This window comes from Acetobacter persici (genome assembly GCF_018256955.1).
GTDB lineage: Bacteria > Pseudomonadota > Alphaproteobacteria > Acetobacterales > Acetobacteraceae > Acetobacter > Acetobacter persici.
In genome coordinates this window covers 57,703-79,773 of sequence record NZ_JAERKU010000011.1, presented here as the reverse complement: position 1 = coordinate 79,773, position 22,071 = coordinate 57,703, and the positions used below count along the sequence as shown (strand labels likewise).

The following is a 22,071-nucleotide window of genomic DNA, read 5'->3' as shown; positions in this document are numbered from 1 at the left end:
ATATGACTTATATTCGCGGTAGGCATACCGTGATTTTTCACCTGTCACGGACCGATCTCATGCCTCTGCGAGATCGGTCCTAGTTCCGAACCTACCCGCTCCGCCACGCTGATCCTTGCTGGCCGCATTTGTCCTGCGGCCCCAGACAGCGATCACGGAGCCACATCATGTCCGCCAATTACAGCGACCTGCCGCCGCGCTATCTGCGCACGCCCGACGCTTCGCGCTTCGTCGGGCTTTCCATTCGCACCCTGGAAAAACACCGGATCTACGGCACCGGCCCGCGCTATTCGAAGCTCGGCGGTCGTGTGGTCTATCGGGTCGATGAACTACAGGCCTGGGTCGAGAGCGGGGCACGCGCCCACACCTCGGACACCACCGCCGGCACCGTGTCGGCTGCTGCGCGGCAAAGCCCGCTGATCCCGCCGACATCGCCGACCTCACGTGGGAACCGCCGCTGATGTCCCCGATCGGCAGGGCGCGTTCGGAGCGCGAGCAACTGGAACTCTTCCATGCGATTGCGGGAGATTTTGCGCCTCGCGACGCCCAGGATCTGATGGCGTTCCCGTTCTTCAGCCTCGCCAAATCTCCCCGCATGGTCCCGATCGATTACCGGACCCCGGATGTCACCATCCGGGTCGAGGCTTCCGCCGAACATGGCATGGCCACGATCTGGGATGCCGACGTGCTGATCTGGGCCGCCAGTCATCTTGTTGCCGCGCGCGACGCCGGTCGGCGCACGTCGCGGCTGATGGTGGCCAGCCCGCGCGAGATCCTGACTTTCATCGGCCGGGGCGACAGCGCGCGGGATTACGAGCGGCTGGAAGCGACCTTCGACCGGCTGCAATCCACCACGATCAAGACCTCGCTGCGGCAGACCGGCAAGGGGCAACTGCACCGCTTTTCCTGGATCAACGAATGGAAGCGACATACCGCGCGGGAAGGCCGCACCCGCGTGATCGAACTGATCCTGCCCGACTGGTTCTACCAGGCGGTGCTCGATGACGCGCTCGTTCTGACCATCGATCCGGCCTATTTTAACCTCACCGGCGGTCTGGAGCGCTGGCTCTATCGCATCGTGCGCAAGCATGGTGGTCGTCAGCGCGCGGGCTGGGCCTTCGGCCTTCGCCATCTCTACGAAAAATCCGCCAGCCTTTCCCCCTATCGCCGCTTTGCCTTCGAACTGCGCGAGATGGCGAAACGGCAGCCCTTTGCCGGCTATCGGCTGTCGGTGCGCCCCGACCGTAACGGCAATGACTCGCTGGCCTTCGCGCCTGTCAAATTATCCACAGGTACCTGTGGACAGGCTGTGAATTCATCCGTGCTATCAGTTGTGGATTTATCCGTGCCATCACTGCCACGGCATCCGTGCTATCGTTTGCGGAAAACGCCGAATCACGACGTTGAATCAAACGGTTATGGCACCCTTAACTTAGAATCTAACTTAAAAGAGTCTAACTTTAAGGATGTTGGCCCCCCTGCCGATCCGTGGATAAGCCCCGGAGAGGGGTCATGATCGTGGCCCTTCTCAACCAGAAGGGCGGCGTCGGCAAGACGACGCTGGCGCTGCATCTCGCGGGCCAATGGGCTCGGGAAGGCCGGCGCGTGACGGTCATCGATGCTGACCCGCAAGGCTCGGCGCTGGACTGGTCGGCGCAGCGCGCGCGGGAAGGACTGCCCCGGCTGTTCGGCGTGACCGGCCTCGCACGCGACACACTTCACCACGAGGCGCCCCAACTGGCTCAGGGGGCGGATCACGTCGTCATCGACGGTCCGCCGCGGGTGGCGGCATTGCTGCGCTCGGCCCTGCTGGCCGCCGACTTGGTGCTGCTTCCCGCCCAGCCCTCGCCCTTCGACGGCTGGGCCTCGGCCGAGATGCTGCGGATTCTGGAGGAGGCGCGGCTCTTCCGTCCCGACCTGCTGGCCCGCTTCGTGTTGAACCGTTGTGCCGCACGCACGGTCATCGCCCGCGAAACCCGGCTGGCGTTGGTGGGACATGAGCCAGCGGCGCTCATGGCGCGGATCGGCCAGCGTGTCGCCTTCGCCGATGCCGCGCGCACCGGCCGCCTGGTCTGCGACCTGCGCCCGCATGGGATTGCCGCCCGTGAAATCGCCGCTATGACGGCTGAGATCGGGGGGCTGGTGCCATGACCCTTCTGACCGGCGACAGTGCGCTCCTGATGCCCTGGCATGGTCCCTACGACATGATCCTGGTCGATCCCCCCTATGGCGATACGTCGCTCGCCTGGGACCGGCGCGTGGTGGACTGGCCGGGCAAGGCACTCGCGGCCCTGAAACCCAGCGGCTCGCTCTGGGTCTTCGGCTCGCTGCGGAGTTTCCTTGCATCCAACGCGGCATTCCGGAACGCTGGCTGGAAATATGCCCAGGAACTGGTCTGGGAGAAGCAGAATGGTTCCAGCTTCCATGCCGATCGCTTCCGGCGCGTACATGAACTGATCGTCCAGTTCTATCGCGAGGATACGGCCTGGCGGGCCGTCTACAACGCGGTCCCGACCACGCCCGATGCGCGGGCGCGCACGGTGCGGCGGAAACACCGGCCGCCCCACATGGGCCGGATCGATGCCGGCCATTATGTCAGCGAGGATGGCGGCCCTCGCCTGATGCGCTCCGTGATTCCGGTCCGAAATACGCATGGCCGCGCCATTCATCCGACCGAGAAACCGGTTGCCCTGCTGGAAATCCTGATCCGCACGAGCTGCCCACCGGGCGGTCTGGTGGGTGACTGGTTTGCCGGATCGGGCGCGGCCGGTGTCGCCTGTCGATTGGCTGGCCGGCGCTATGTCGGCTGCGAGATTGATCCGGTGATGGCGCAGAAGGCGCGCGACCGCATCGCCTCCGTGCTGCCGCTCGGCGAAGGAATTTCGCCATGACGGAACATCGCACGCCGCCCGGCTTCGCGGCGCGTCCTGCCGATCCTGAACGCTGGGTCAGGGCGCCGGAGAAGCCTGCGACCACCAACCGCTTTACCGCCCGGCTGACCATCGACGTCACGCCGGCGCTGCGCGGACGGCTCAAGGTCGCGGCGTTCCAGCGCGGCATCACGGTCGCCGACATGCTGCGCGCGCTGCTGATCCGTGAGTTCCCCGATACTTCTGGAGATGTGCCATGAACGACACCCTCGCTCATGTCGAACTGACCTGGATCGAGAAGCGCATCGAGCACTGGATCCGCTTCGGCTCTGTCGCCCATGAGCAGATTCTCGATCGTCGGCGGCGGATACTGAGCTTTCCGCCGGACACCGTGTTCGCCTTTCTGCGCTGGGCGGCGAACGATTACGGCACGGTGGTGTCCTGCATCGACATCGTGCGCGTCACCCGTCCCGGCGAGCCCTATCAGACGGTACCGTTCGTGCGCCCCGGTGGCGAGAGCCTGCTGCGCCAGAGCGGCTGGCCGAAGGTCCGCCTGGTGCTCGAAGCCGTCGATCATATCGAAGCCATCGGCATCGACCCCGTCGATGTGGCCCCCGACCATTGGCGGCATCTGCACAACCGGATGCTCGCCGGACAGGCGTCACGCCCCTACACGCGCGACCGCCATCAAGCCTGGCTGCGCCGGAGGGCGGTATCATGACGCGCTTCGGCTGGTTCTTCACCACCTATTTCGCAATGCTCGGTGCTGGCACGTCATTGGTGATCCATCCGGCGCCCCGGCTGATCTGGAACGTCACCGCCAGCACGCCGGTTGGGCTGTATCGCCTGCAATCGGTAAGCACCCTGCATGTCGGCGACCTGATCGCGATCCGGCCGCCTGCCGACGTCGCCGGAACGCTGGCGCGCGGTGGTTATATGCCCTTCGGTGTGCCGTTGCTCAAGCCGGTCGCGGCACTACCAGGGCAATTGGTCTGCCGGATCGGCGCTGCTGTCACCGTCGATGGCATGGTGCTCGGCAATGCGTTGCCCCGCGATCATCGCGGCCGTCCGCTGCCGGTCTGGCAGGGCTGCCGGCATGTCCTGCCCGGCCAGATTTTCGTCATGAACCCGGCAGTCCCGACCAGTCTCGACGGTCGCTATTTCGGCGTCCTGCCGGTCGACACCGTGCTCGGCCGCGCGCAGCCGCTGTGGCTCGCGCCATCACCAATTTCTCCCAACCTCAAGCAGAAATGAGGCTGACATGGCTCAGATCGGAACTTTCACGCGCACTTCTGACGGCTTCGCCGGTCGCCTGCGCACGCTCGCTCTCGACGTCGAACTGACGATCGTGCCGGCGACATCGTCGGACGTCGAGCATGCGCCCGACTATCGCGTCCATCTCGGCGACGCCGACGCTGGGCCGGAGATTGGTGCCGGCTGGAAACGCACCGGCGAGAAGGCGGGCACCTACCTCTCGCTCGTTCTCGATGACCCCACGCTGGCGCAGCCGATCCGCGCCAACCTGTTCCAGTCCGACCGTCAGGGGCGTGCCTTTCATCTGGTCTGGAACCGTCCGGTGAAGCGCGATGATCGGCGGTAAATCGGCACTCCGGCTGCTCGGTGTCGTGCTTCCGATCGTCGCTTCGATGACGATACCGGAGCATGTCGCGGTCGCCGATCCCTACGCCGACATGATCGCGGAAGCAGCCACACGCGCGCAGATTCCAGCGTCATGGATTGCTGCCGTCCTGCATGTGGAGAGCCGAGGTGATGCGCGGGCGGTGTCATCGGCGGGTGCGATGGGGCTCATGCAGGTGATGCCCGGCACATGGTCCAGCCTGCGCACGTCGCTCGGCCTTGGCGACGATCCGTTCGACCCGCACGATAACATTCTGGCCGGAGCGATCTATCTGCGCTGGATGCGGGACCGCTACGGCGAGGCCGGGTTTCTTGCCGCCTACAATGCCGGTCCCGCGCGCTATGACGAGCATCTGGCAACCGGCCGACCGTTGCCTGCCGAGACGCGGAACTACGTCGCGTCGGTCAGCGCGCGCCTGGCTCTTCCGCTTGCCGATGACATCGCGATCGGCGCTTCGGCGGCACCATCCTGGCAGGTTTCCTCCCTCTTTCCGGCGTCATTCCTGCGCACAGAAAATGCCCCCCGGCATGTCGGGAGCGTACATAATCTGGTGCATGCCGACGACGCCCGCCCGAGCGACTGGACGGCGCTTGCCCCGCAATCGGCCGGTCTGTTCATCTCGTCGGGACATGGGGAAACACGTCGATGACCCCCGTTCCGGTCCATCGGGTGCTGGCGGGCTGTGGGTGCCTTGGGGATGGGGTGCCGGGGGGAGACAGGCAACAGACAGAAGGACGGCAAGGTAAAAGCAGCGCCCGTTCGGGGCTGCATGTGGTTGGTTTGATTGGGGAATTTGCCCTCTCACCCCGCACCGCCTGCGGCTGTTCGGGCATTTTTCCTAATCTTTTCAACGATCCGGGCGCCGTCAGGCGCACATCGAAACGGAAAGCGGCCCATGGCGACGCGCGATGACAGCCTGACTGTCCGGCCCGGACGCATCCGGCATGGCAATCAGGGCGCACGACCGAAATCCTTCGTTGGCGAGGTCATGCGTGCCGCGAAGAGGGCCGGTCATACCGGCACCCGTTTCGGTGCGAAGGGCAGGGGAGGCGGTGGCGGTTCCCGTTTCGGGCGCGGCCGGCGGGCAGCACTCTCCATGCGGCTGCGCAGCAATGCCCGTCGCGTCGTGGTCAAGGCGCGGGTCGTTCGCCAGCAGGGCACGCGCTTTCTCTCGGCGCCGCTCGCCCGGCATATCGCCTATCTCAGACGCGAGGGCGTGACCCGCGATGGTGCGAGGGCCCACCTATTCGATGCGGGGTCTGATGAGGCGGACAGCAAGGCGTTCGCGGAACGCTGTGAAGACGACCGGCACCATTTCCGTTTCATCGTCTCCCCCGAGGATGCGCCACGGATGGAGGATCTGCGGGGCTTCGCACGGGAACTGATGCAGGACATGGAGCGCGACCTGGGCACAAAGCTGGACTGGGTCGGGGTGGATCACTGGAACACCGACAATCCGCACGTCCACATCCTGGTGCGCGGCGTCGCCGATGACGGCAAGGATCTGGTGATCAGCCGCGCCTATATCAGTCAGGGCCTGCGCGACCGTGCCGCTGAACGGGTGACGCTGGAGCTGGGTCCGCGCAGCGAGCAGGAAATCCGCACCGCCCTGGAGACCGAGATCGGCGCCGACCGCTGGACCAGCCTCGATCGCGCGCTGCAGGACATCAGTGACGAGCGTGGCGGCATCGTCGATCTCCGGCCGGGTGTGGGCGCCGAAGACCCGGAACTACGCCGCCTGCTGGTCGGAAGGACGACCAAGCTGGAAGGGCTTGGTCTGGCCGAGCGCGTGGGCGTCGCACGTTGGACCCTCAAGCCGGGGCTGGAGGGGACGCTGCGCGATCTCTCCATCCGGGGCGACATCATCAGGACCATGCACCGCGCCATATCTGGCGGTGGGACGGAACCCGATGTTGCGGGTTTTGCCATCCATGGCGAGACGCTGGCCGATCCGGTCATCGGGCGGCTGGTCGAGCGCGGGCTGGATGACGAGTTGAAGGGCTCCGGCTACGTGGTGGTCGCCGGCACCGACGGGCGGACACATCATCTCCGCTTCCCCGATCTGGACCTGACCGGCGATGCCAGGACCGGTGCGATCGTTGAGACCCGGACCTGGGAGGATGCCAAAGGCATACAGCGCCTGTCGCTGGCGACGCGCTCGGACTTCACGCTGGCCGAGCAGGTGACAGCACCCGGTGCAACCTGGCTCGATCGCCAGTTATTCGCAAAAGAGCCGGCACTGGCCAATGGGGGCTTCGGCGCGGAGGTCCGCGCGGCGATGGCGCAACGGATTGATCATCTCGTCTCCGAGGGGCTGGCCCGGCGGCAGGGTGAGCGCGTGGTGTTCGCACCCGACCTGATCGGCACCCTGCGCCAGCGCGATCTCGATCAGGCGGCGGCCGGACTTGCGGCGCAGACCGGGCTGGAACACCGGCCCGCGAAGGAAGGCGAGATTGTCTTGGGGGTCTATCGCCAGCGGGTAGTTCTGTCCTCCGGCCGCTTCGCGATGGTCGATGACGGGTTGGGGTTCCAGCTCGTGCCGTGGCGGCCAGCGCTGGAGCAGAAGCTCGGGCGGCAGGTTTCCGGTACCCTGTCGCCGGGTGGATCGGTGGACTGGAATTTCGGTCGTAAGCGCGGGCTGGGTATTTGATGGCGGGTGGACAGCCTGCGGATTTTCGGCTGACAAAATAGCTGCTTCATAAGTATGATGAAGTATGCTCGCCTGAGAGGAGCCGCTTCATGTCCACGATCGAACGTATGACCATCACCGTGCCGTCCGAGATGGCGGCGATCCTGCGCCAGTCCGTCGACGGTGGCGAATACGCCTCGACCAGCGAGGTGGTGCGCGAGGCGTTGCGCGAATGGATGCGCCGACGTGATACCGACCGTCGTGATCTCGATGCCCTGCGGGAGGCGATCCGGCTTGGTGATGAGAGCGGGTCGAGCATCCCGGCTGAGACCGTCTTCGCCGAATTGCGGGATGTGATCGCCCGTCGCCGCGTGCAGGGATGAAACGGCTCGGCTTCGCTCCGGCCGCGCGTGCCGACCTTCTGGAGATCGCGCTCTATATCGCTGAGGACAATCCCGAGCGGGCCATGAGCTTCGTTGCTGAACTGGAAGCGAAGGCCGCCGTTGCGGCTGAACATCCAGCGAGCTTTCCGGCGCGCGATGAGATCAGTCCCGGATTGAGGGTCATTGTTCACGGCCGCTATCTGCTGTTCTTCCGTGAACTGATCGACGAGGTACGTATCGTCCGCGTGCTTCATGGCGCACGGGATCTGCCACAGATATTTGACTCGTAAAGTCAGGGCCTCCCGTGAGATCGCGTGCAGCGGTCGTCAATGACGATGAACTTCGATGCCATCACGACGATCAGAATGTGGGTGCGATTATCAGGTGGAGGCATCTTTACCGTACCGGGTTCTTCTCCACATGCGACGACAAGGCGATCGGAGTTTCCCAGCATGACAAGGCAAAATAAGGTGCCATCGACCTGTTATCCCGCCACTCATCAAGATGAGCGTGCGCTTGTCGAGTTGCTGGAACAGGGCGAGCGAAGCGGCGTCAGCACGCGCACGATTCTCGATATTCTTGCCGCCGTCCACGCGAACAGGCAGGCCGTCCGTTTATTGTCCCCACCTATCCGGCGGCCCTAGACATCGTAATTAGACCTTGAACGCCGGCGAAGCGAGCCGTTTGGTCGGTTCCTGTCATGAACCAGACCAAGATCCTCTGGGGATCGGTGTTTGCCGTCAGCACCGTGATCCTCGCCTTCACGTGGGCCGCGACCCAGTGGACGGCCTGGCGGCTAGGCTTCCAGCCGCAGCTTGGTGCCCCGTGGTTCACGCTGCTCGGCTGGCCGGTCTATTACCCGCCGGAGTTCTTCTGGTGGTGGTTCGCCTACGATGCCTATGCTCCGGACATCTTTACCACCGGCGGTTACATCGCGGGGTCGGGGGGCATAGCCGCTGTCATCGTCGCGATCACCATGTCCGTCTGGCGCGCCCGGGAGAAGAAACGCGCCACCACTTATGGCTCGGCGCACTGGGCAGAGCCGCGCGAGATCCGTCGCGCCGGGCTGCTGGCCCCCGATGGGGTGGTGCTGGGCCGCTCGGCCGATGCCTATCTCCGCCATGACGGGCCGGAGCATGTGCTGTGCTTCGCCCCGACCCGATCGGGCAAGGGTGTCGGCTTGGTGGTGCCGACCCTGCTGACTTGGCCGGGCTCCGCCATCGTCCATGACATCAAGGGAGAGAACTGGACGCTGACCGCCGGCTGGCGCTCGCGCTTCGGCCGGGTGTTGCTGTTCGATCCGACCAACCTGGCCAGTGCCGCCTACAATCCGTTGCTGGAGGTACGGCGCGGCGAGCGCGAAGTCCGCGACGTGCAGAATATTGCCGACGTGCTGGTCGATCCCGAAGGCGCCCTTGAGAAGCGCAATCATTGGGAAAAGACCAGCCACGCCCTACTGGTCGGCACCATCCTGCATGTCCTCTACGCCGAGGAGGACAAGACACTGGCCGGGGTGGCCAATTTCCTCTCCGACCCCAAACGGGCGATCGAGACCACGTTGCGTGCGATGATGACCACACCGCATCTTGGCGCGAAGGGCGTGCATCCGGTGGTCGCCAGTTCTGCGCGGGAACTGCTCAACAAGAGCGACAACGAGCGCTCGGGCGTGCTATCCACCGCCATGTCATTCCTTGGCCTGTATCGCGATCCGGTGGTGGCGCATGTGACCCGGCGCTGCGACTGGCGGATCCGCGATCTTGTGGCCGGCAGTCATCCGGCGACGCTGTATCTGGTGGTGCCGCCCTCGGATATCAGCCGCACCAAACCTCTGGTCCGTCTGGTGCTGAATCAGATCGGCCGCCGGCTGACCGAGGAACTGGAGGCGAAGCGGCGTCATCGGCTGCTGCTGATGCTCGATGAATTCCCGGCGCTGGGACGGCTGGATTTCTTCGAGAGTGCATTGGCCTTCATGGCGGGCTACGGCATCAAGAGCTTCCTGATCGGCCAGAGCCTGAACCAGATCGAGAAAGCCTACGGCCAGAACAATTCGATCCTCGACAATTGCCATGTCCGGGTCAGTTTCGCGACCAACGACGAGCGGACCGCCAAACGGGTGTCCGACGCACTGGGTACCGCGACCGAGATCCGTGACGCGAAAAACTATGCCGGCCACCGGCTATCGCCATGGCTCGGGCATCTGATGGTAACACGGCACGAGACGGCGCGGCCCTTGCTGACGCCGGGCGAGATCATGCAGCTTCCGCCTGACGAGGAACTGGTGCTGGTGTCCGGTTGCCCGCCGATCCGGGCGCGCAAGGCGCGGTATTTCGAGGATGCCGAACTGACCGCGCGCATCCTCCCGCCGCCCCGGTTTGAGCCACCGCCGATCCCTGAAGGAACGCCCCCAATCGGCCCGCTGCCGCCGGGAGATTGGGCCGATGTGGTCCAGCCGTCTCCTGCCAGCAATGCGGACGATGATCCCGCCAATGCCGGCATCCGCCGTGAGCCGGAGCTGCCAGAACAGGAAGAGGTGGTGCAGGCACCGAGGAAGCCGGTGCATGAATTTGATCCGCCGGAGGATGAACCCGAGGACGATGCGAAGCGGGCACAGACCTTGCGGCGCGGTGAGCGGGGTCTCGCGCGTCAGGTTTCGCTCGATCCTGGCGATCGGATGGGGCTATGACTGCCATGCGGATCAAGCACACGATCCGGCTGCCGGCCGAACTCAGCGTCAGGCTCGCCGATTACGCTGCCCGCAAGAAGGTGCCGCAGGCGCTGATCGTGGAGACGGCGCTGGCGTCGTTCCTGTCACCGGATGGGCCGGAACGGCTGGAAGCGGCGTTGGCCCGGCGGCTGGACCGGATGACGCGGCAGTTGGAGCGCATGGAGCGACGAGTGACGATCGCCAATGAATCGCTGGCCGTGTTCGTGCGGTTCTGGCTGACCAGCACGCCGCCGCTACCGGATGCGGCTCTTGCTGCGGCGCAGAGCAAAGGGCGGGAGCGGTATGACGGCTTTGTAGAAGCTGTCGGACGTAGGCTCGCGCGTGGGACGACGCTGGACGACGAGGTGAGGCTGGACGTGAGGCCTGTTACGGAACGGAATGGTAACTGACTCGGCAGTCCATCTCCCAAACTTTGATCTGGATTGCGGCGGATACGTTCATCCCAGCTGGCCGCCGGCCATAGGCTCATCTTTAGAATTGTCCGAAAGCAGATATCCTTATAACAGCTGTGTCACGTCGCGTGGGCACCAATAGCGGCCATGTGTGTTCGAAGTCAGAATACAAATAATGATACTCACTGCCGCGCCGATCTATGCAAGATGTTATCGCAACAAGACGGGAGTTTGACCTGATCAACGTAGCGAACAATCATCCTACAGTAAGAGGTTCAGATCGCGATGACATTTCCTTCGCCGAACCATTCCTTCGCTCTTGCGATGACCTTCAAGGAAGGGTCTCGAAAATACACTGCAAGCGATTCTTTTGATCGCGTGCAGCAAACATAGAATAGTTTTTCAGTGCGCTCTCGGACGGAGGCTGTCCCGCCACCCTCGAACAGATAGGTGAAATTGTACTTGTTCCATCCCCCGGAATCCAAAATGACGAGAACGCGATCAAACTCCCGTCCCTTTATCTTGTGCTGCGTTGAGTAGGTCGTTCGACCTTCGAGGTGCTCGTAGAGCGCCAGGTAAGAAGAGTAATTCACTGGTGTTACGCGATTGAAGAGGTAGGGCTTGCGAATCACAAAATTGGTGAAAGCGTCGTCTTTGCGGACCAATCCATGTTTCTCGGCGTAATCTATGACTTCGATAATCGGACGGTCGCTCATCGCACCAATTTCGTTGATACATTCCTTGAGTCGTAACTTGTCTTTCGCTGACCGAAGCTTGAACTCGGTGCGTCTCAGAAATTCATTGAATTTCCGCTGCTGATAGAGGTGAACGACGTCCAGGATTTTGAAGACATGCTTGATAAACGGGCATCGTTGTGAGCCTTTGCGTGCGCTCTCTTCCTCGGTTTGTTTCTTGTCATCGACGAGTTGGTCCTTATCGACACGCATGCGCCTGAAAACCAGGAAGTTGCAGCTTTTTGCATCCGTCAGCCAATCTGGATGGGCGTCGATGAAAGCTTTCATCCCCGGCGTCGGAACCACTCCTGGAAACTTGGTCATGACCTCGCCAAATGTGTCGGCGTCGTAATTAGCGAGCTCATCGTTGGCTTTGATATGGTTGACAAGCCTGTCGCGGAATTTGAGCACGCCATCTTTGTCGTAGATTTCCATGAGATCGCCGAATCCCGCCTGAGGCGCGATCAAATTGTGCGTCAGGTTCAGCTCTTTGGTCTCAGCGACGTCGCTGAAGTTCCATCCGAGAGTCTTCCGCAGGCCATCAAGTTTGTCGCTTCCGTCCGCCGTGTAATAAAAGCGGATTGATCCATCTTTCACAGCACCGCCGTGCATATTAGGAGCATTTTCGTCAGAAGACTCTTTCTGTACGAGCCCATCTGATCTCAAGCGGTTTGCAAGCTCGAACACGAGGCGAGGATTTCGACGGTTTTGGACTTTTTGAACCTCCATTACAGATGCAGTCGACACATAATCCTTTATCGATCCGACACCGTCATCATAGATCGATTGCATGCTGTCGCCGAAGAAGCCGCAGACGCCTTTCCTGTGCGCCAAAGGCAGAAAATCGAGGAGAATTTTGATGACGTCAGGTGCCGTATCCTGATATTCATCTACCAGAATATACCGATAACGATCTCGGAGGATTTCTCGAATCTTGGGATATTTTTCAAACACACCGTAGGCGAGAGTGATAACCTCGTCGTGGGAAATGATTCCTTCTGATAATATTCTGAACTCCTTGTATTCAATTGATTTTCCGTCATACATCCCATTGAAAATTGCGGCGCTCCCGGGATTAATTCGAGGGCTATCTCCAGACATCAAATCGATCAAAACAAGACGCAGTTCGGTCTGGAACGGGCTGATGGCGGCCCACAAAAAATCATGGATGGTGCTGACGGCTAGTCTCTCGTTCACAACACGTGACTCGATTTCACGAACCGCCGCATTCGTATAGGTGATACAAGCAATGGATGCGCTTAGCTGGGTCCGCAGCAGTTCGCCAATGACTTGGACTAGGGAGTAAGTTTTCCCGCTCCCCGCTCCACCACTTAGTAGAAAGTTCTTGCCGTCAGAAACGTGTTTGAGAACCAGCTCGACCTCGGGCTCCAGTTTCAGCCGATCTTGATCCATCTTAGACCTTCTTGAATGTATTTTGGAATGTTCCAGTTACTGAATTCCAGAGTGAATTCTCGGGCCTTGCCATCCATATTTGATTTGGTAAGCTTCGCCGTCTCGCTGTTGAGTAGTATCTCGATGGCGAATGAGGGCTTCTTATCAATTCCTTTATTAGCCATTACATCGGGTTTGCCGCCACCGATGAACTCGGCCAATGCACTTGGTTTGAGACTTGGAAACTTCGGCGGATCGTCCTCATCTGCCACCGCGCTGGCGGATGTCATGAATGCTCGATTGACATGGAAAAACGCGTCCTCAAAACTCCGAGCACAGTATGTTTCATTTTCGGCATTGGTCTCGGTAACTTGATAAGCGCACATGACTTCACCTGCGGGGTCCATAGCCCAGAGGCCGTCTAACTTTCTCTTTACGGTCTTTTGTCCAAGGGACAGCGTCCGGAAATATGTGAGCGCGGAGCCGACTCCGAAGAAAAATCTTAGAGCAGCATTGCTCGTGTGGGTCCCGTGTTCCACCGGGTGAGCAACGATATCCATAACTGGTTGCCCATTTTTTTTATTCGTGACCAGGGTGCCGTCTTTGACGCGCTGCCGCTCGACGCATGAATCAAGGTCCGTGATGATGAGTGTCTTTGCACCAATGAAGTCGAGGAAGATTTCAAAAATGTGAGAGTGAGCACCGACCTCGATTACTGAGATGTTCTGAGACATCAAAGGAAGCGGAGCGATTTCAGAGTTTTCGAAAGCAGCCGCTTCGTCAATTTGATCAATTTTGCGCATCATGGCGGGAAGAAGGATTCGCTCTGTGTCACCCTCAACCAAAATAGCCTTGTCCGCGAAAAAAAGCTGCGAACGATGGAGAGTCAGGTATTGTCTTAAAAAAGTGTAGTGCCCGTCTTTCCCCGAAGCCCTGTACATGGCATGCAGGTCGCGCAGTCCCTTGGCCTCAGTAGTTCCGGCAGATTTCTTGAAATATTTTATATCGTCGAATTCTGACTCGGCCACGATATGTGCTGAATGCGTCGAAAGAATTGTCTGGAGCGTACGCCTAATACCATCTGCGTTTGAAACAGACCGCCCAACGAGGTTCTTAATATTCTTGATGAATATTGCCTGCATCTGTGGATGTGTATGGGCCTCAGGCTCTTCAATGAACAGGAGATTTATGTCTGCGGGTTTCGGTTTATTCCCTCTTTTGAACTCATTGAGGATGAGCTTGATATCGAAAATCATGCTGATCAAGTTTAGGTAGCCCAAGCCGTTGTAGCTTTCGGGCAGAACATGCAACTCTGCTCCCTGCCCGTACATGACGGTCGTGTTGTCCTCAAGCAATTCACGACGCTGCAACGTCGACCTAATTTGAAGCTGTGTATCGCCCTCCTTAACTCCGCCAAATCGCCTCACATCGTCGATGACCTCTTCAAAAAGTTTGTTGTAGATGCTGTTGAGTTTGTCGTCCGTATCACTGAGCGCCATCTTGAAAGTTTCAAAAACCTCCTCATCTCCGGCGTCGGATGACATTGCTGAGTAGATCTTCGACGACATCGTCGATAGCGTCTTATCTGTTTCCTTGTTTGAAACCGAGCGGCGCGCGGAGATGCGCTTGAATGAGATGATGTCGTCGATACGGATAGATTCCTTGATGAGATCGACGAAAATGTCTTCCTGCGCCTTCCTCGCTGCAGGGTCGAATTGTACGCTTCGCCTAGCGATTTTGAAGTAATCCCTATGGTTCTCGCGTAGAAATTTAAGAATGTCCTGCGCCTTATCCGTCTTCTTCTCCTGCTGAGCCTTGAAATCCCTCCGCAGGATTTCGAGATACTCCGACGAGAGGTGGTATAGAAAGTCCAATACGATCCACTTGTTTTCGGGATCGAGGTCCATGATTACCTTGTTGCCGATATTGCCGAGATCGTCATCGTCCGAATACTCAATGAAGACACGAAGCCTGATGCCACAAAATGGATACGGGTCGTCAGGCTGAACCTTGCCCTCGGCCAACTCCAATACATGCTGCCGAAAATCCAGATTGAAATCATCAAAATCGAAAACTGAGCTCGAGTTACCTAGAAAGCGCTCCAATGCGATTAGAAGCGAAGTCTTCCCTACATTGTTCTTGCCAACAATTATCGAAAGATATTCTTCTAGATCGACCTTAAGATTTCTGAGTGAACGAAAGTTTTCGATCTGGATATTTATTAATTTCACAGTATCGCTCGCAATTTTCACCTATTACCATAGATATTGGCATCATGTGGGAGACGTGTCCTGCAAAAAATTGGTTGCCCCCCCAAAAAACCATCTTACAGACTATTCCCTCCAACCCCGTACAAATGAGGAAACTGAAGCTGGCCCAGCATGTTTGCAGGGCCACTTGCAAACTTCCACACCAACACCTCGAGTGCCTGCTTCCGGGCGACTGACGATACCGAAGGGATCTCTGAAATGAGGCGTAAGCCGTCTGTCTCCTGCTGTTTGCCCTATCCAAATTATCTTCTGGCGGCCACTGAACTAGGCATTCAATCAGACCGCCCTCTTGAGATTCGGACTGGCCTTGAAGCGGACGGTCTTGCCGGCCTTGACCTTCACCGGCTCGCCGGTGCGGGGATTGAGCGCCTTGTGGGCCTTGGTCTTGTGGACGGTGAACGTCCCGAAGGACGGCAGGGTGAACCCGCCCTCCTGCTTCAGTTCGGCGACGATGGCCCCGACCAGGTCATCGGCCGCCTTGGCGGCAGCAACGCCGGTGCAGTCCAGCGAGTCCTGAAGAATGGCAGCAATGAAGGCTTTGCTCATGCGGGCACAGGTCCGTGTCGTGGTCGATTCCAGAAAACGGTAGCAGCGCCCTGTCGCCCCGTCACCGCCCAAACGGCGACACACCCCTATGCAAGTTCTTCTATCCCGGCGCCCTACGGTCCCAGAGACTTGTTGCGCTTCCGTGTTCCTGCCTCTTTCTAATCGATCCCGCTGATCCATCGCCTCCCTCTGGAGGCTAATCGCGGGGTTCCCGGTGTCTATCGCTCCTTTCCGCTCCGAAGCCGTCGCCCGAGGCACGCGCATGCTGCGCACCGCACTCGGCCCGGCCATTGCCGGCCATCTCGACGATCCGTCGATCGTCGAGGTGATGCTCAATCCCGATGGCCGGTTATGGATCGACCGCCTAGCAGGTGGGATGGAGGACACCGGCACCCGGATCGGGCCTGCCGATGCCGAGCGGATTGTCCGCCTGGTCGCCCATCATGTCGGGGTCGAGGTCCATCCCGGCCGCCCGCGCGTTTCCGCCGAACTGCCGGGAAGCGGGGAGCGGTTCGAAGGGCTGGTGCCCCCGGTGGTGGCAGCACCCTGCTTTGCCATCCGGCGTCCGGCGGTCGCGGTGTTCTTGCTCGACGATTATGTGGCCGCCGGGATCATGACCGCCGCGCAGGCGACGTTTCTGCGCCGCGCGGTGATGGAGCGGTGGAACATTCTGGTTGCCGGTGGCACCTCCACCGGCAAGACCACGCTGGTCAATGCCCTGCTGGACGAGATCGCGCAGACCGGAGAGCGGGTGGTGCTGATCGAGGACACCCGCGAACTGCAATGCGCGGCCCCCAATCTGGTCGCCCTGCGTACCAGGGACGGCGCCGCCTCGCTCTCCGACCTGGTGCGCTCCTCGCTGCGCCTGCGCCCCGACCGGATTCCGATCGGCGAGGTGCGCGGCGCCGAAGCGCTCGACCTGATCAAGGCCTGGGGTACCGGTCATCCCGGCGGCGTCGGCACCCTGCACGCTGGGTCGGCGATCGGTGCCCTGCGCCGGCTGGAGCAACTGATCCAGGAAGCCGTCGTCACCGTGCCGCGCGCTCTGATCGCCGAGACCATCGACGTGATCGCGGTCCTGTCCGGGCGCGGCAGTGCGCGCCGGCTGGCTGAACTCGCCACCGTCCAAGGGCTGAGCCCGGACGGGAACTACATCCTCGCACCTGCCGGAGATCCGTCATGACCCACATGATCGCCCTGCGCCGTCGCTTCGCTATGGCTGGGGCCACCCTCTCGTTCGCCCTGCTGTCGGCCCCGGCCTACGCCTCGGGTTCCAGCATGCCGTGGGAAACCCCGCTCAACGAGATTCTGGAAAGTGTGCAGGGACCGGTGGCCAAGATCATCTCGGTGATCATCATCACCGTGACCGGTCTGACCCTGGCCTTTGGCGAAACGTCGGGCGGCTTCCGTCGGCTGATCCAGATCGTCTTTGGCCTGTCGATCGCCTTTGCCGCCTCCAGCTTCTTCCTGTCCTTCTTCTCCTTTTCGGGCGGGGCGCTGATCTGATGGAGCCGGACGCCATTCCCGGCTTCACCGCGCCGGTGCATCGCGCCCTGATCGAGCCGATCCTGCTCGGCGGAGCGCCGCGCACGGTGGCGATCGTCAACGGCACGCTGGCTGCGGCAATCGGGCTCGGCCTGCGGCTGTGGATTGCTGGCGGCATTTTCTGGCTGGTCGGCCATCTTGCCGCCGTCTGGGCTGCGAAGCGCGATCCCGCCTTCGTCGACGTGGTGCGCCGGCATCTGCGCTATCCCACCCATCTAGTCGGATGAGGGCGCCATGCTGAACCTCGCCGAATACCGCCACCGCCGCGATCGGCTGGCCGATTTCCTGCCCTGGGCGGCGCTGGTCGCCAAAGGCGTGGTGCTGAATAAGGATGGCGCCTTCCAGCGCACCGCCCGGTTCCGTGGTCCCGATCTGGAGTCCTCGACCGCCTCCGAACTGGTCGCCATCACGTCCCGCCTGAACAACGCCCTGCGTCGGCTCGGCTCCGGCTGGGCCATTTTCGTTGAGGCGCAGCGCCGGCAAGCGCGCGGCTATCCTTTCACCCCGTTCTCCGACCCGGCTTCGGAACTGGTGGACGCCGAGCGCCGGGCACAGTTCGAGGAAGAGGGCGCGCATTATGAGAGCCGTTATTTCCTGACCCTGGTCTGGCTGCCGCCAGCGGACGATGCCGCCCGCGCGGAAGCCTGGCTCTACGAGAACCGCGCCCGTGGCGGCGCCGACTGGCGGGCGGTGGTCGCGGGTTTCATCGACCAGACCGACCGAGTGCTGGCGCTGCTCGATGGCTTCATGCCCGAGGCCGACTGGCTCGATGACGGCGAAACCCTGACCTATCTCCATTCCTGCATCTCCACGCGCCTGCAGCGGGTCCGGGTGCCGGAAATTCCGATGCACCTCGACGCCATCCTGGTGGATGAGGAACTGACCGGTGGGCTGGAGCCCCGATTGGGCGATGCGCATTTGCGCACGCTGACGATTACCGGCTTTCCCACCCAGACCTGGCCGGGGCTGCTGGACGAACTGAACCGGCTGGCCTTTCCTTATCGCTGGTCGACGCGGGCGATCTGCCTTGACCGCACCGATGCGACCAGGGTGCTGGGCCGGATCCGGCGGCAATGGTTCGCCAAGCGCAAATCGATCATGGCCATCCTCAAGGAGGTGATGACCAACGAGGCCTCGGTGCTGCTGGATTCCGATGCCGCCAACAAGGCCGCCGATGCCGACGCGGCGTTGCAGGAACTCGGCACCGACCAGGTCGGACAGGCCTATGTCACCGCCACCGTGACGGTATGGGACGAGGATCCGGCGGTCGCAGGCGACCGGCTGCGTCTGGTGGAGAAGACCATCCAGGGCCGCGATTTCACCTGCATGCGCGAGAGCGTGAACGCGCTCGAAGCCTGGTTTGGTAGCCTGCCGGGCCATGTCTATGCCAATGTCCGCCAGCCCTGCGTCTCCACCCTGAACCTGGCGCACATGATTCCGCTCTCCGCGGTGTGGGCCGGGCCGGAGCGCGACGGGCATTTCGCCGCCCCGCCGTTATTCTATGCCCGCACCGAGGGTTCGACCCCGTTCCGCTTCGCGCTCCATGTCGGCGATGTCGGCCATACGCTGATCGCCGGGCCGACCGGCGCCGGCAAGTCGGTGCTGCTGGCCTTCATGGCGATGCAGTTCCGCCGCTATGCGGGTGCCCGGATTTTCGCCTTTGACTTCGGTGGCTCGATCCGTGCAGCCACCCTGGCGATGAGCGGGGACTGGCACGATCTTGGCGGCGCGCTGGCGCAGGACGGAAACGACCCCGTCGCGTTGCAGCCGCTGGCGCGGATCGACGAGCCGGGCGAACGGGCCTGGGCGGCGGAATGGGTGGCGACACTGCTGGAGCGCGAGGGCGTCACCGTTGCGCCCGATCTCAAGGAGCATCTGTGGTCGGCGCTGACCTCACTGGCCTCGGCCCCGGTCGCGGAACGTACCCTTACCGGCCTGTCGGCGCTGCTCCAGTCGCTGACCTTGAAGCAGGCCCTTCAACCCTATTGTGTCGGCGGCCCGTGGGGACAGTTGCTCGACGCCGAGCATGAGCGGCTGGGCGTCGCCGATATCCAGGCCTTCGAGATCGAGGGGCTGATCGGCTCGGGTGCGGCGTCCGCCGTGCTGTCCTATCTGTTCCACCGCATCGAGGACCGCTTCGACGGCAGCCCGACGCTGCTGATTATCGACGAGGGCTGGCTGGCGCTGGATGATCGCGCCTTTGCCGGACAACTCCGGGAATGGCTGAAGACGCTGCGCAAGAAGAACGCTTCGGTCATCTTCGCCACCCAGTCGCTGGCCGATATCGACGCCAGCCCCATCGCGCCGGCGCTGATCGAAAGCTGTCCGACACGGGTGTTCCTGCCCAATGACCGGGCGCTGGAGCCGCAGATCACCGCGATCTACCGCCGGTTCGGGCTGAACGACCGCCAGATCGAGATCCTCAGCCGGGCCACGCCCAAGCGCGATTATTACTGCCAGTCCCGGCGCGGCAACCGGCTGTTCGATCTCGGCCTGTCCGAGGTGGCGCTGGCGTTCACCGCCGCATCCTCGCCCGACGATCAGGCCGCTATCGACCGGATATTCGCCCGGCATGGGCGCGACGGGTTTGCGGCTGCCTGGCTGGCACACAAGGGTGTCGAATGGGCGGTGGAGATGCTCAGTTCGGGAGAAGGTTAATGAAAAACATACCGACAATGAAATCAGTTTTCGTGTTCGGCGCTGTCCTGGTGCTGCCGCTTGCCCTAAGCGCACCGGCCCATGCGCAATGGGCGGTCTATGACGCAGCCAATCATGTGCAGAATGTTCTCACCGCCGCCCGGGAATTGCAGCAGGTCAACCAGCAGGCGCAGAGCCTGCTCAACGAAGCAACCATGCTGGAGAACCAGGCCCGCAACCTCGCCAACCTGCCGCTCTCGGTGCTGGCGCCGCTGGAGCAATCAATCCAGCAGACGGAGCAGATCGTCGGTCAGGCCCAGGGGCTTTCCTATAATCTGAGCAGCATCAATCAGGCGTTTTCGCAGACCTATCCGCAGGCGTTGGGCAGCCCGTTGTCGGCGACCCAGATGATCACCGACGCGCAAACCCGATGGCAGAACGCGCGTGGCGCCTATCAGGACGGGCTGCGCGTGCAGACCGGCGCGGTGCAGAATCTTGATGCCACGCGCAGCCAAATCGACAGTCTGGTCACGTCCAGCCAGTCCTCGACCGGCGCCTTGCAGGCCGCGCAATCGGGCAACCAGCTTACCGCATTGCAGACGCGCCAGCTTGCCGACCTCACCGCCGTCGTTACGGCGATGGGCCGCGCCCAGGCGCTGGAAGGCGCCCGTCAGGTCGAGAGCGAGGAGCAGGGCAGGGCGCAACTGGCGAATTTCCTTAATTACGGTGCCGGCTATACCCCCGGCTCCGCGCAGATGTTCCACTGATGCGCGCGCCGCGCCTCTCCCCGCCGATCATCTTCCGGCTCGTAGCCATCGGGCTGGTCGTGCTGATCCTGATCGCCGCCAGCCTGCATCTCCGGCACGCTCCTCGCGATATGGGCGTGCCGGATCTCGGGCCGCCGGGATCGCGTCACCGGCTGGCCGCTGGCCTCGCGCGCTGCCAGGCGCTCGGCATGAAGGCCGACGGCGATCCGGCCTGTGCTGCGATCTGGGCCGAGAACCGCAAGCGCTTCTTCTCCCCCGACGCGGCACGGTGACGCCATGCAGCAGGGCACCGGCGTCATCGACAATTTCCTTGCCATCTTCACCCAGTATATCGATTCCGGCTTCGGTCTGGTGCAGGGCGATGTCCACTGGCTCGCCGCAACCCTGATTACGATCGACATCACCCTGGCCGGGCTGTTCTGGGCGCTGGCACCGGACGAGGATGTGCTGGCGCGGCTGATCCGCAAGACCCTGTTCATCGGCCTGTTTGCCTTCATCATCGGCAATTTCAACGGGCTGGCACGGATCATTTATGAATCCTTCGCCGGGCTCGGGATTGAGGCTGGGGGCGGCCATCTCACCCAGGCGCAATTGCTCCAGCCCGGTCGGCTGGCGCAGGTCGGCATCGATGCCGGCAAGCCGATCCTGACCTCGATTTCTTCGCTGGTCGGTTTCGTCGCCATCTTCAACAACGCGATCCAGATCGCGGTATTGCTGATCGCGTGGCTGATTGTGGTCATCAGCTTCTTCGTCATGGCGATCCAGCTTTTCGTGGCGTTGATCGAATTCAAGCTGACCACCCTGGCGGGGTTCGTGCTGGTGCCGTTCGGCCTGTTCGGCCGCACCGCCTTTCTCGCCGAGAAGGTGCTGGGCAATGTCGTTTCGTCCGGGATCAAGGTGCTGATGCTCGCCGTCATCGTTGGCATCGGTTCGACAGTGTTCGACCAGTTCACCAGCGGTTTCAACAACCCGCCGACCATCAATGACGCACTGACCCTGATCCTCGCCTCCCTGACGCTGCTTGGCCTGACCGTGTTCGGCCCGGCATTGGCTAACGGGCTGATCGCCGGGGGGCCACAACTCGGCGCGGGATCCGCTGTCGCTACAGCCGCCGGGGTCGTTGGCGCCGGCGTCGCTGCCGCGTCTGGCGCTGGACTGGCCGTGGGGGCTGCGGCCGCCGCCGTGCGGGGTGGTGCCTTTGTCGCAGGCGGCACCACCGCCGCCTATCGGGCCGGCGGAGCGGTCGGTGTCGCCAAGACTGGATTGTCTGCCGCCACCAGTCCGTTGCGCCGCGCCGCGGCCAGTGTCCGCACCAGCTATCAGGCCGGCGGGGCGGCCGCGACCGGCGGCGCTGGTGGTGCGACCGCTTCGGGCGGTGGCGGTGGCGGTGGCGCGGGTGCTGCCGGAAAGCCGCCAGCCTGGGCCAGCCGGATGCAGCGCAACAACCGGATCAGGGGCGGGGCTGACGCCGCCGCGCAGGCGATCAAGGGCGGCGACCGGCCCAGCGGCGGCCATGACGTCGATCTCTCGGAAGGAGAATAA

The 22,071-nt window shown here is 62.1% G+C and carries 24 protein-coding genes; 21 read left to right on the top strand and 3 right to left on the bottom strand.

The genetic code is table 11. The features are described 5' to 3' along the window. The first annotated feature begins 167 nt into the window (after nt 1-167). The 14 genes from JK199_RS12010 (at nt 168) to JK199_RS11945 (ending at nt 10,635) form a co-directional block, all read left to right on the top strand. A complete protein-coding gene (locus JK199_RS12010; RefSeq protein ID WP_018307952.1) occupies nt 168-461 on the top strand; it encodes a helix-turn-helix transcriptional regulator in 294 nt (97 codons plus the stop codon). Then, nucleotides 461-1,516: a replication initiator protein A gene (locus JK199_RS12005; protein WP_212376264.1), complete on the top strand. Its 1,056-nt coding sequence runs from the start codon at nt 461-463 to the stop codon at nt 1,514-1,516. The genes JK199_RS12010 and JK199_RS12005 overlap by 1 nt, the downstream gene beginning before the upstream one ends. After that, on the top strand, nt 1,513-2,151 hold the full coding sequence (gene parA, locus JK199_RS12000; RefSeq protein ID WP_212376261.1) for a ParA family partition ATPase: 639 nt from the start codon (nt 1,513-1,515) through the stop codon (nt 2,149-2,151). The genes JK199_RS12005 and parA overlap by 4 nt, the downstream gene beginning before the upstream one ends. Further along, nucleotides 2,148-2,891, top strand: a complete 744-nt coding sequence (locus JK199_RS11995) for a DNA-methyltransferase (RefSeq protein WP_212376258.1) — start codon at nt 2,148-2,150, stop codon at nt 2,889-2,891. Before parA ends, JK199_RS11995 begins: the two co-directional genes overlap by 4 nt. Then, complete coding sequence (locus tag JK199_RS11990) at nt 2,888-3,130, top strand: ribbon-helix-helix protein (RefSeq protein WP_212376255.1); 243 nt, start codon at nt 2,888-2,890, stop codon at nt 3,128-3,130. The genes JK199_RS11995 and JK199_RS11990 overlap by 4 nt, the downstream gene beginning before the upstream one ends. Continuing rightward, nucleotides 3,127-3,591, top strand: coding sequence for a DUF2840 domain-containing protein (locus JK199_RS11985; protein WP_212376252.1), 465 nt, complete (start codon nt 3,127-3,129; stop codon nt 3,589-3,591). Before JK199_RS11990 ends, JK199_RS11985 begins: the two co-directional genes overlap by 4 nt. Then, the gene (locus JK199_RS11980) at nt 3,588-4,124 is read left to right on the top strand and encodes a S26 family signal peptidase (RefSeq protein WP_212376249.1); all 537 of its coding nucleotides are present in this window, start codon (nt 3,588-3,590) and stop codon (nt 4,122-4,124) included. The genes JK199_RS11985 and JK199_RS11980 overlap by 4 nt, the downstream gene beginning before the upstream one ends. A gap of 7 nt (nt 4,125-4,131) precedes the next feature. Next, nucleotides 4,132-4,470: a DUF736 domain-containing protein gene (locus tag JK199_RS11975; protein ID WP_212376246.1), complete on the top strand. Its 339-nt coding sequence runs from the start codon at nt 4,132-4,134 to the stop codon at nt 4,468-4,470. Further along, complete coding sequence (locus JK199_RS11970) at nt 4,457-5,158, top strand: lytic transglycosylase domain-containing protein (RefSeq protein ID WP_212376243.1); 702 nt, start codon at nt 4,457-4,459, stop codon at nt 5,156-5,158. The genes JK199_RS11975 and JK199_RS11970 overlap by 14 nt, the downstream gene beginning before the upstream one ends. A 246-nt stretch (nt 5,159-5,404) precedes the next feature. Further along, nucleotides 5,405-7,159: a relaxase/mobilization nuclease domain-containing protein gene (locus tag JK199_RS11965; protein ID WP_212376240.1), complete on the top strand. Its 1,755-nt coding sequence runs from the start codon at nt 5,405-5,407 to the stop codon at nt 7,157-7,159. An 89-nt stretch (nt 7,160-7,248) separates the two neighbouring features. Further along, complete coding sequence (locus JK199_RS11960) at nt 7,249-7,521, top strand: type II toxin-antitoxin system ParD family antitoxin (protein ID WP_141262633.1); 273 nt, start codon at nt 7,249-7,251, stop codon at nt 7,519-7,521. Beyond that, nucleotides 7,518-7,811, top strand: coding sequence for a type II toxin-antitoxin system RelE/ParE family toxin (locus JK199_RS11955; protein WP_212376237.1), 294 nt, complete (start codon nt 7,518-7,520; stop codon nt 7,809-7,811). Before JK199_RS11960 ends, JK199_RS11955 begins: the two co-directional genes overlap by 4 nt. Before the next feature lie 410 nt (nt 7,812-8,221). Further along, the gene (locus tag JK199_RS11950; RefSeq protein ID WP_212376234.1) at nt 8,222-10,204 is read left to right on the top strand and encodes a conjugal transfer protein TraG; all 1,983 of its coding nucleotides are present in this window, start codon (nt 8,222-8,224) and stop codon (nt 10,202-10,204) included. Nucleotides 10,205-10,209: 5 nt separating this feature from the next. Next, entirely contained in the window at nt 10,210-10,635 is a 426-nt protein-coding gene (locus JK199_RS11945; protein ID WP_212376330.1) for a CopG family transcriptional regulator, read from the top strand. A gap of 278 nt (nt 10,636-10,913) precedes the next feature. Here the strand turns inward: JK199_RS11945 and JK199_RS11940 are convergent, their stop codons facing one another. From JK199_RS11940 to JK199_RS11930, 3 genes are all read right to left on the bottom strand, one after another. Continuing rightward, nucleotides 10,914-12,785 carry a UvrD-helicase domain-containing protein gene (locus tag JK199_RS11940; protein WP_212376231.1) on the bottom strand — a complete coding sequence of 624 codons (1,872 nt, stop codon included), beginning with the start codon at nt 12,783-12,785 and terminating at the stop codon, nt 10,914-10,916. After that, nucleotides 12,767-15,016, bottom strand: coding sequence for an ATP-dependent nuclease (locus JK199_RS11935; protein ID WP_212376228.1), 2,250 nt, complete (start codon nt 15,014-15,016; stop codon nt 12,767-12,769). Before JK199_RS11935 ends, JK199_RS11940 begins: the two co-directional genes overlap by 19 nt. 294 nt (nt 15,017-15,310) lie before the next feature. After that, entirely contained in the window at nt 15,311-15,580 is a 270-nt protein-coding gene (locus JK199_RS11930; RefSeq protein WP_212376225.1) for an HU family DNA-binding protein, read from the bottom strand. A 214-nt stretch (nt 15,581-15,794) separates the two neighbouring features. Here JK199_RS11930 and trbB point away from each other — a divergent pair, with 214 nt between their 5' ends. From trbB to trbL, 7 genes are read left to right on the top strand one after another with little or no spacing between them, the layout of a single operon-like run. Beyond that, nucleotides 15,795-16,763, top strand: a complete 969-nt coding sequence (trbB, locus tag JK199_RS11925; protein ID WP_212376222.1) for a P-type conjugative transfer ATPase TrbB — start codon at nt 15,795-15,797, stop codon at nt 16,761-16,763. Then, nucleotides 16,760-17,086, top strand: coding sequence for a TrbC/VirB2 family protein (locus JK199_RS11920; RefSeq protein WP_212376219.1), 327 nt, complete (start codon nt 16,760-16,762; stop codon nt 17,084-17,086). Before trbB ends, JK199_RS11920 begins: the two co-directional genes overlap by 4 nt. Next, complete coding sequence (locus JK199_RS11915; RefSeq protein ID WP_077807154.1) at nt 17,086-17,352, top strand: VirB3 family type IV secretion system protein; 267 nt, start codon at nt 17,086-17,088, stop codon at nt 17,350-17,352. Before JK199_RS11920 ends, JK199_RS11915 begins: the two co-directional genes overlap by 1 nt. 7 nt (nt 17,353-17,359) lie before the next feature. Next, a complete protein-coding gene (gene trbE, locus JK199_RS11910; RefSeq protein ID WP_212376216.1) occupies nt 17,360-19,783 on the top strand; it encodes a conjugal transfer protein TrbE in 2,424 nt (807 codons plus the stop codon). Next, nucleotides 19,783-20,529, top strand: coding sequence for a P-type conjugative transfer protein TrbJ (gene trbJ, locus JK199_RS11905; RefSeq protein ID WP_212376213.1), 747 nt, complete (start codon nt 19,783-19,785; stop codon nt 20,527-20,529). The genes trbE and trbJ overlap by 1 nt, the downstream gene beginning before the upstream one ends. Beyond that, nucleotides 20,529-20,801, top strand: a complete 273-nt coding sequence (gene trbK-alt, locus JK199_RS11900) for a putative entry exclusion protein TrbK-alt (protein ID WP_212376210.1) — start codon at nt 20,529-20,531, stop codon at nt 20,799-20,801. Before trbJ ends, trbK-alt begins: the two co-directional genes overlap by 1 nt. A 4-nt stretch (nt 20,802-20,805) precedes the next feature. Then, nucleotides 20,806-22,071 carry a P-type conjugative transfer protein TrbL gene (gene trbL / locus JK199_RS11895; RefSeq protein ID WP_212376207.1) on the top strand — a complete coding sequence of 422 codons (1,266 nt, stop codon included), beginning with the start codon at nt 20,806-20,808 and terminating at the stop codon, nt 22,069-22,071.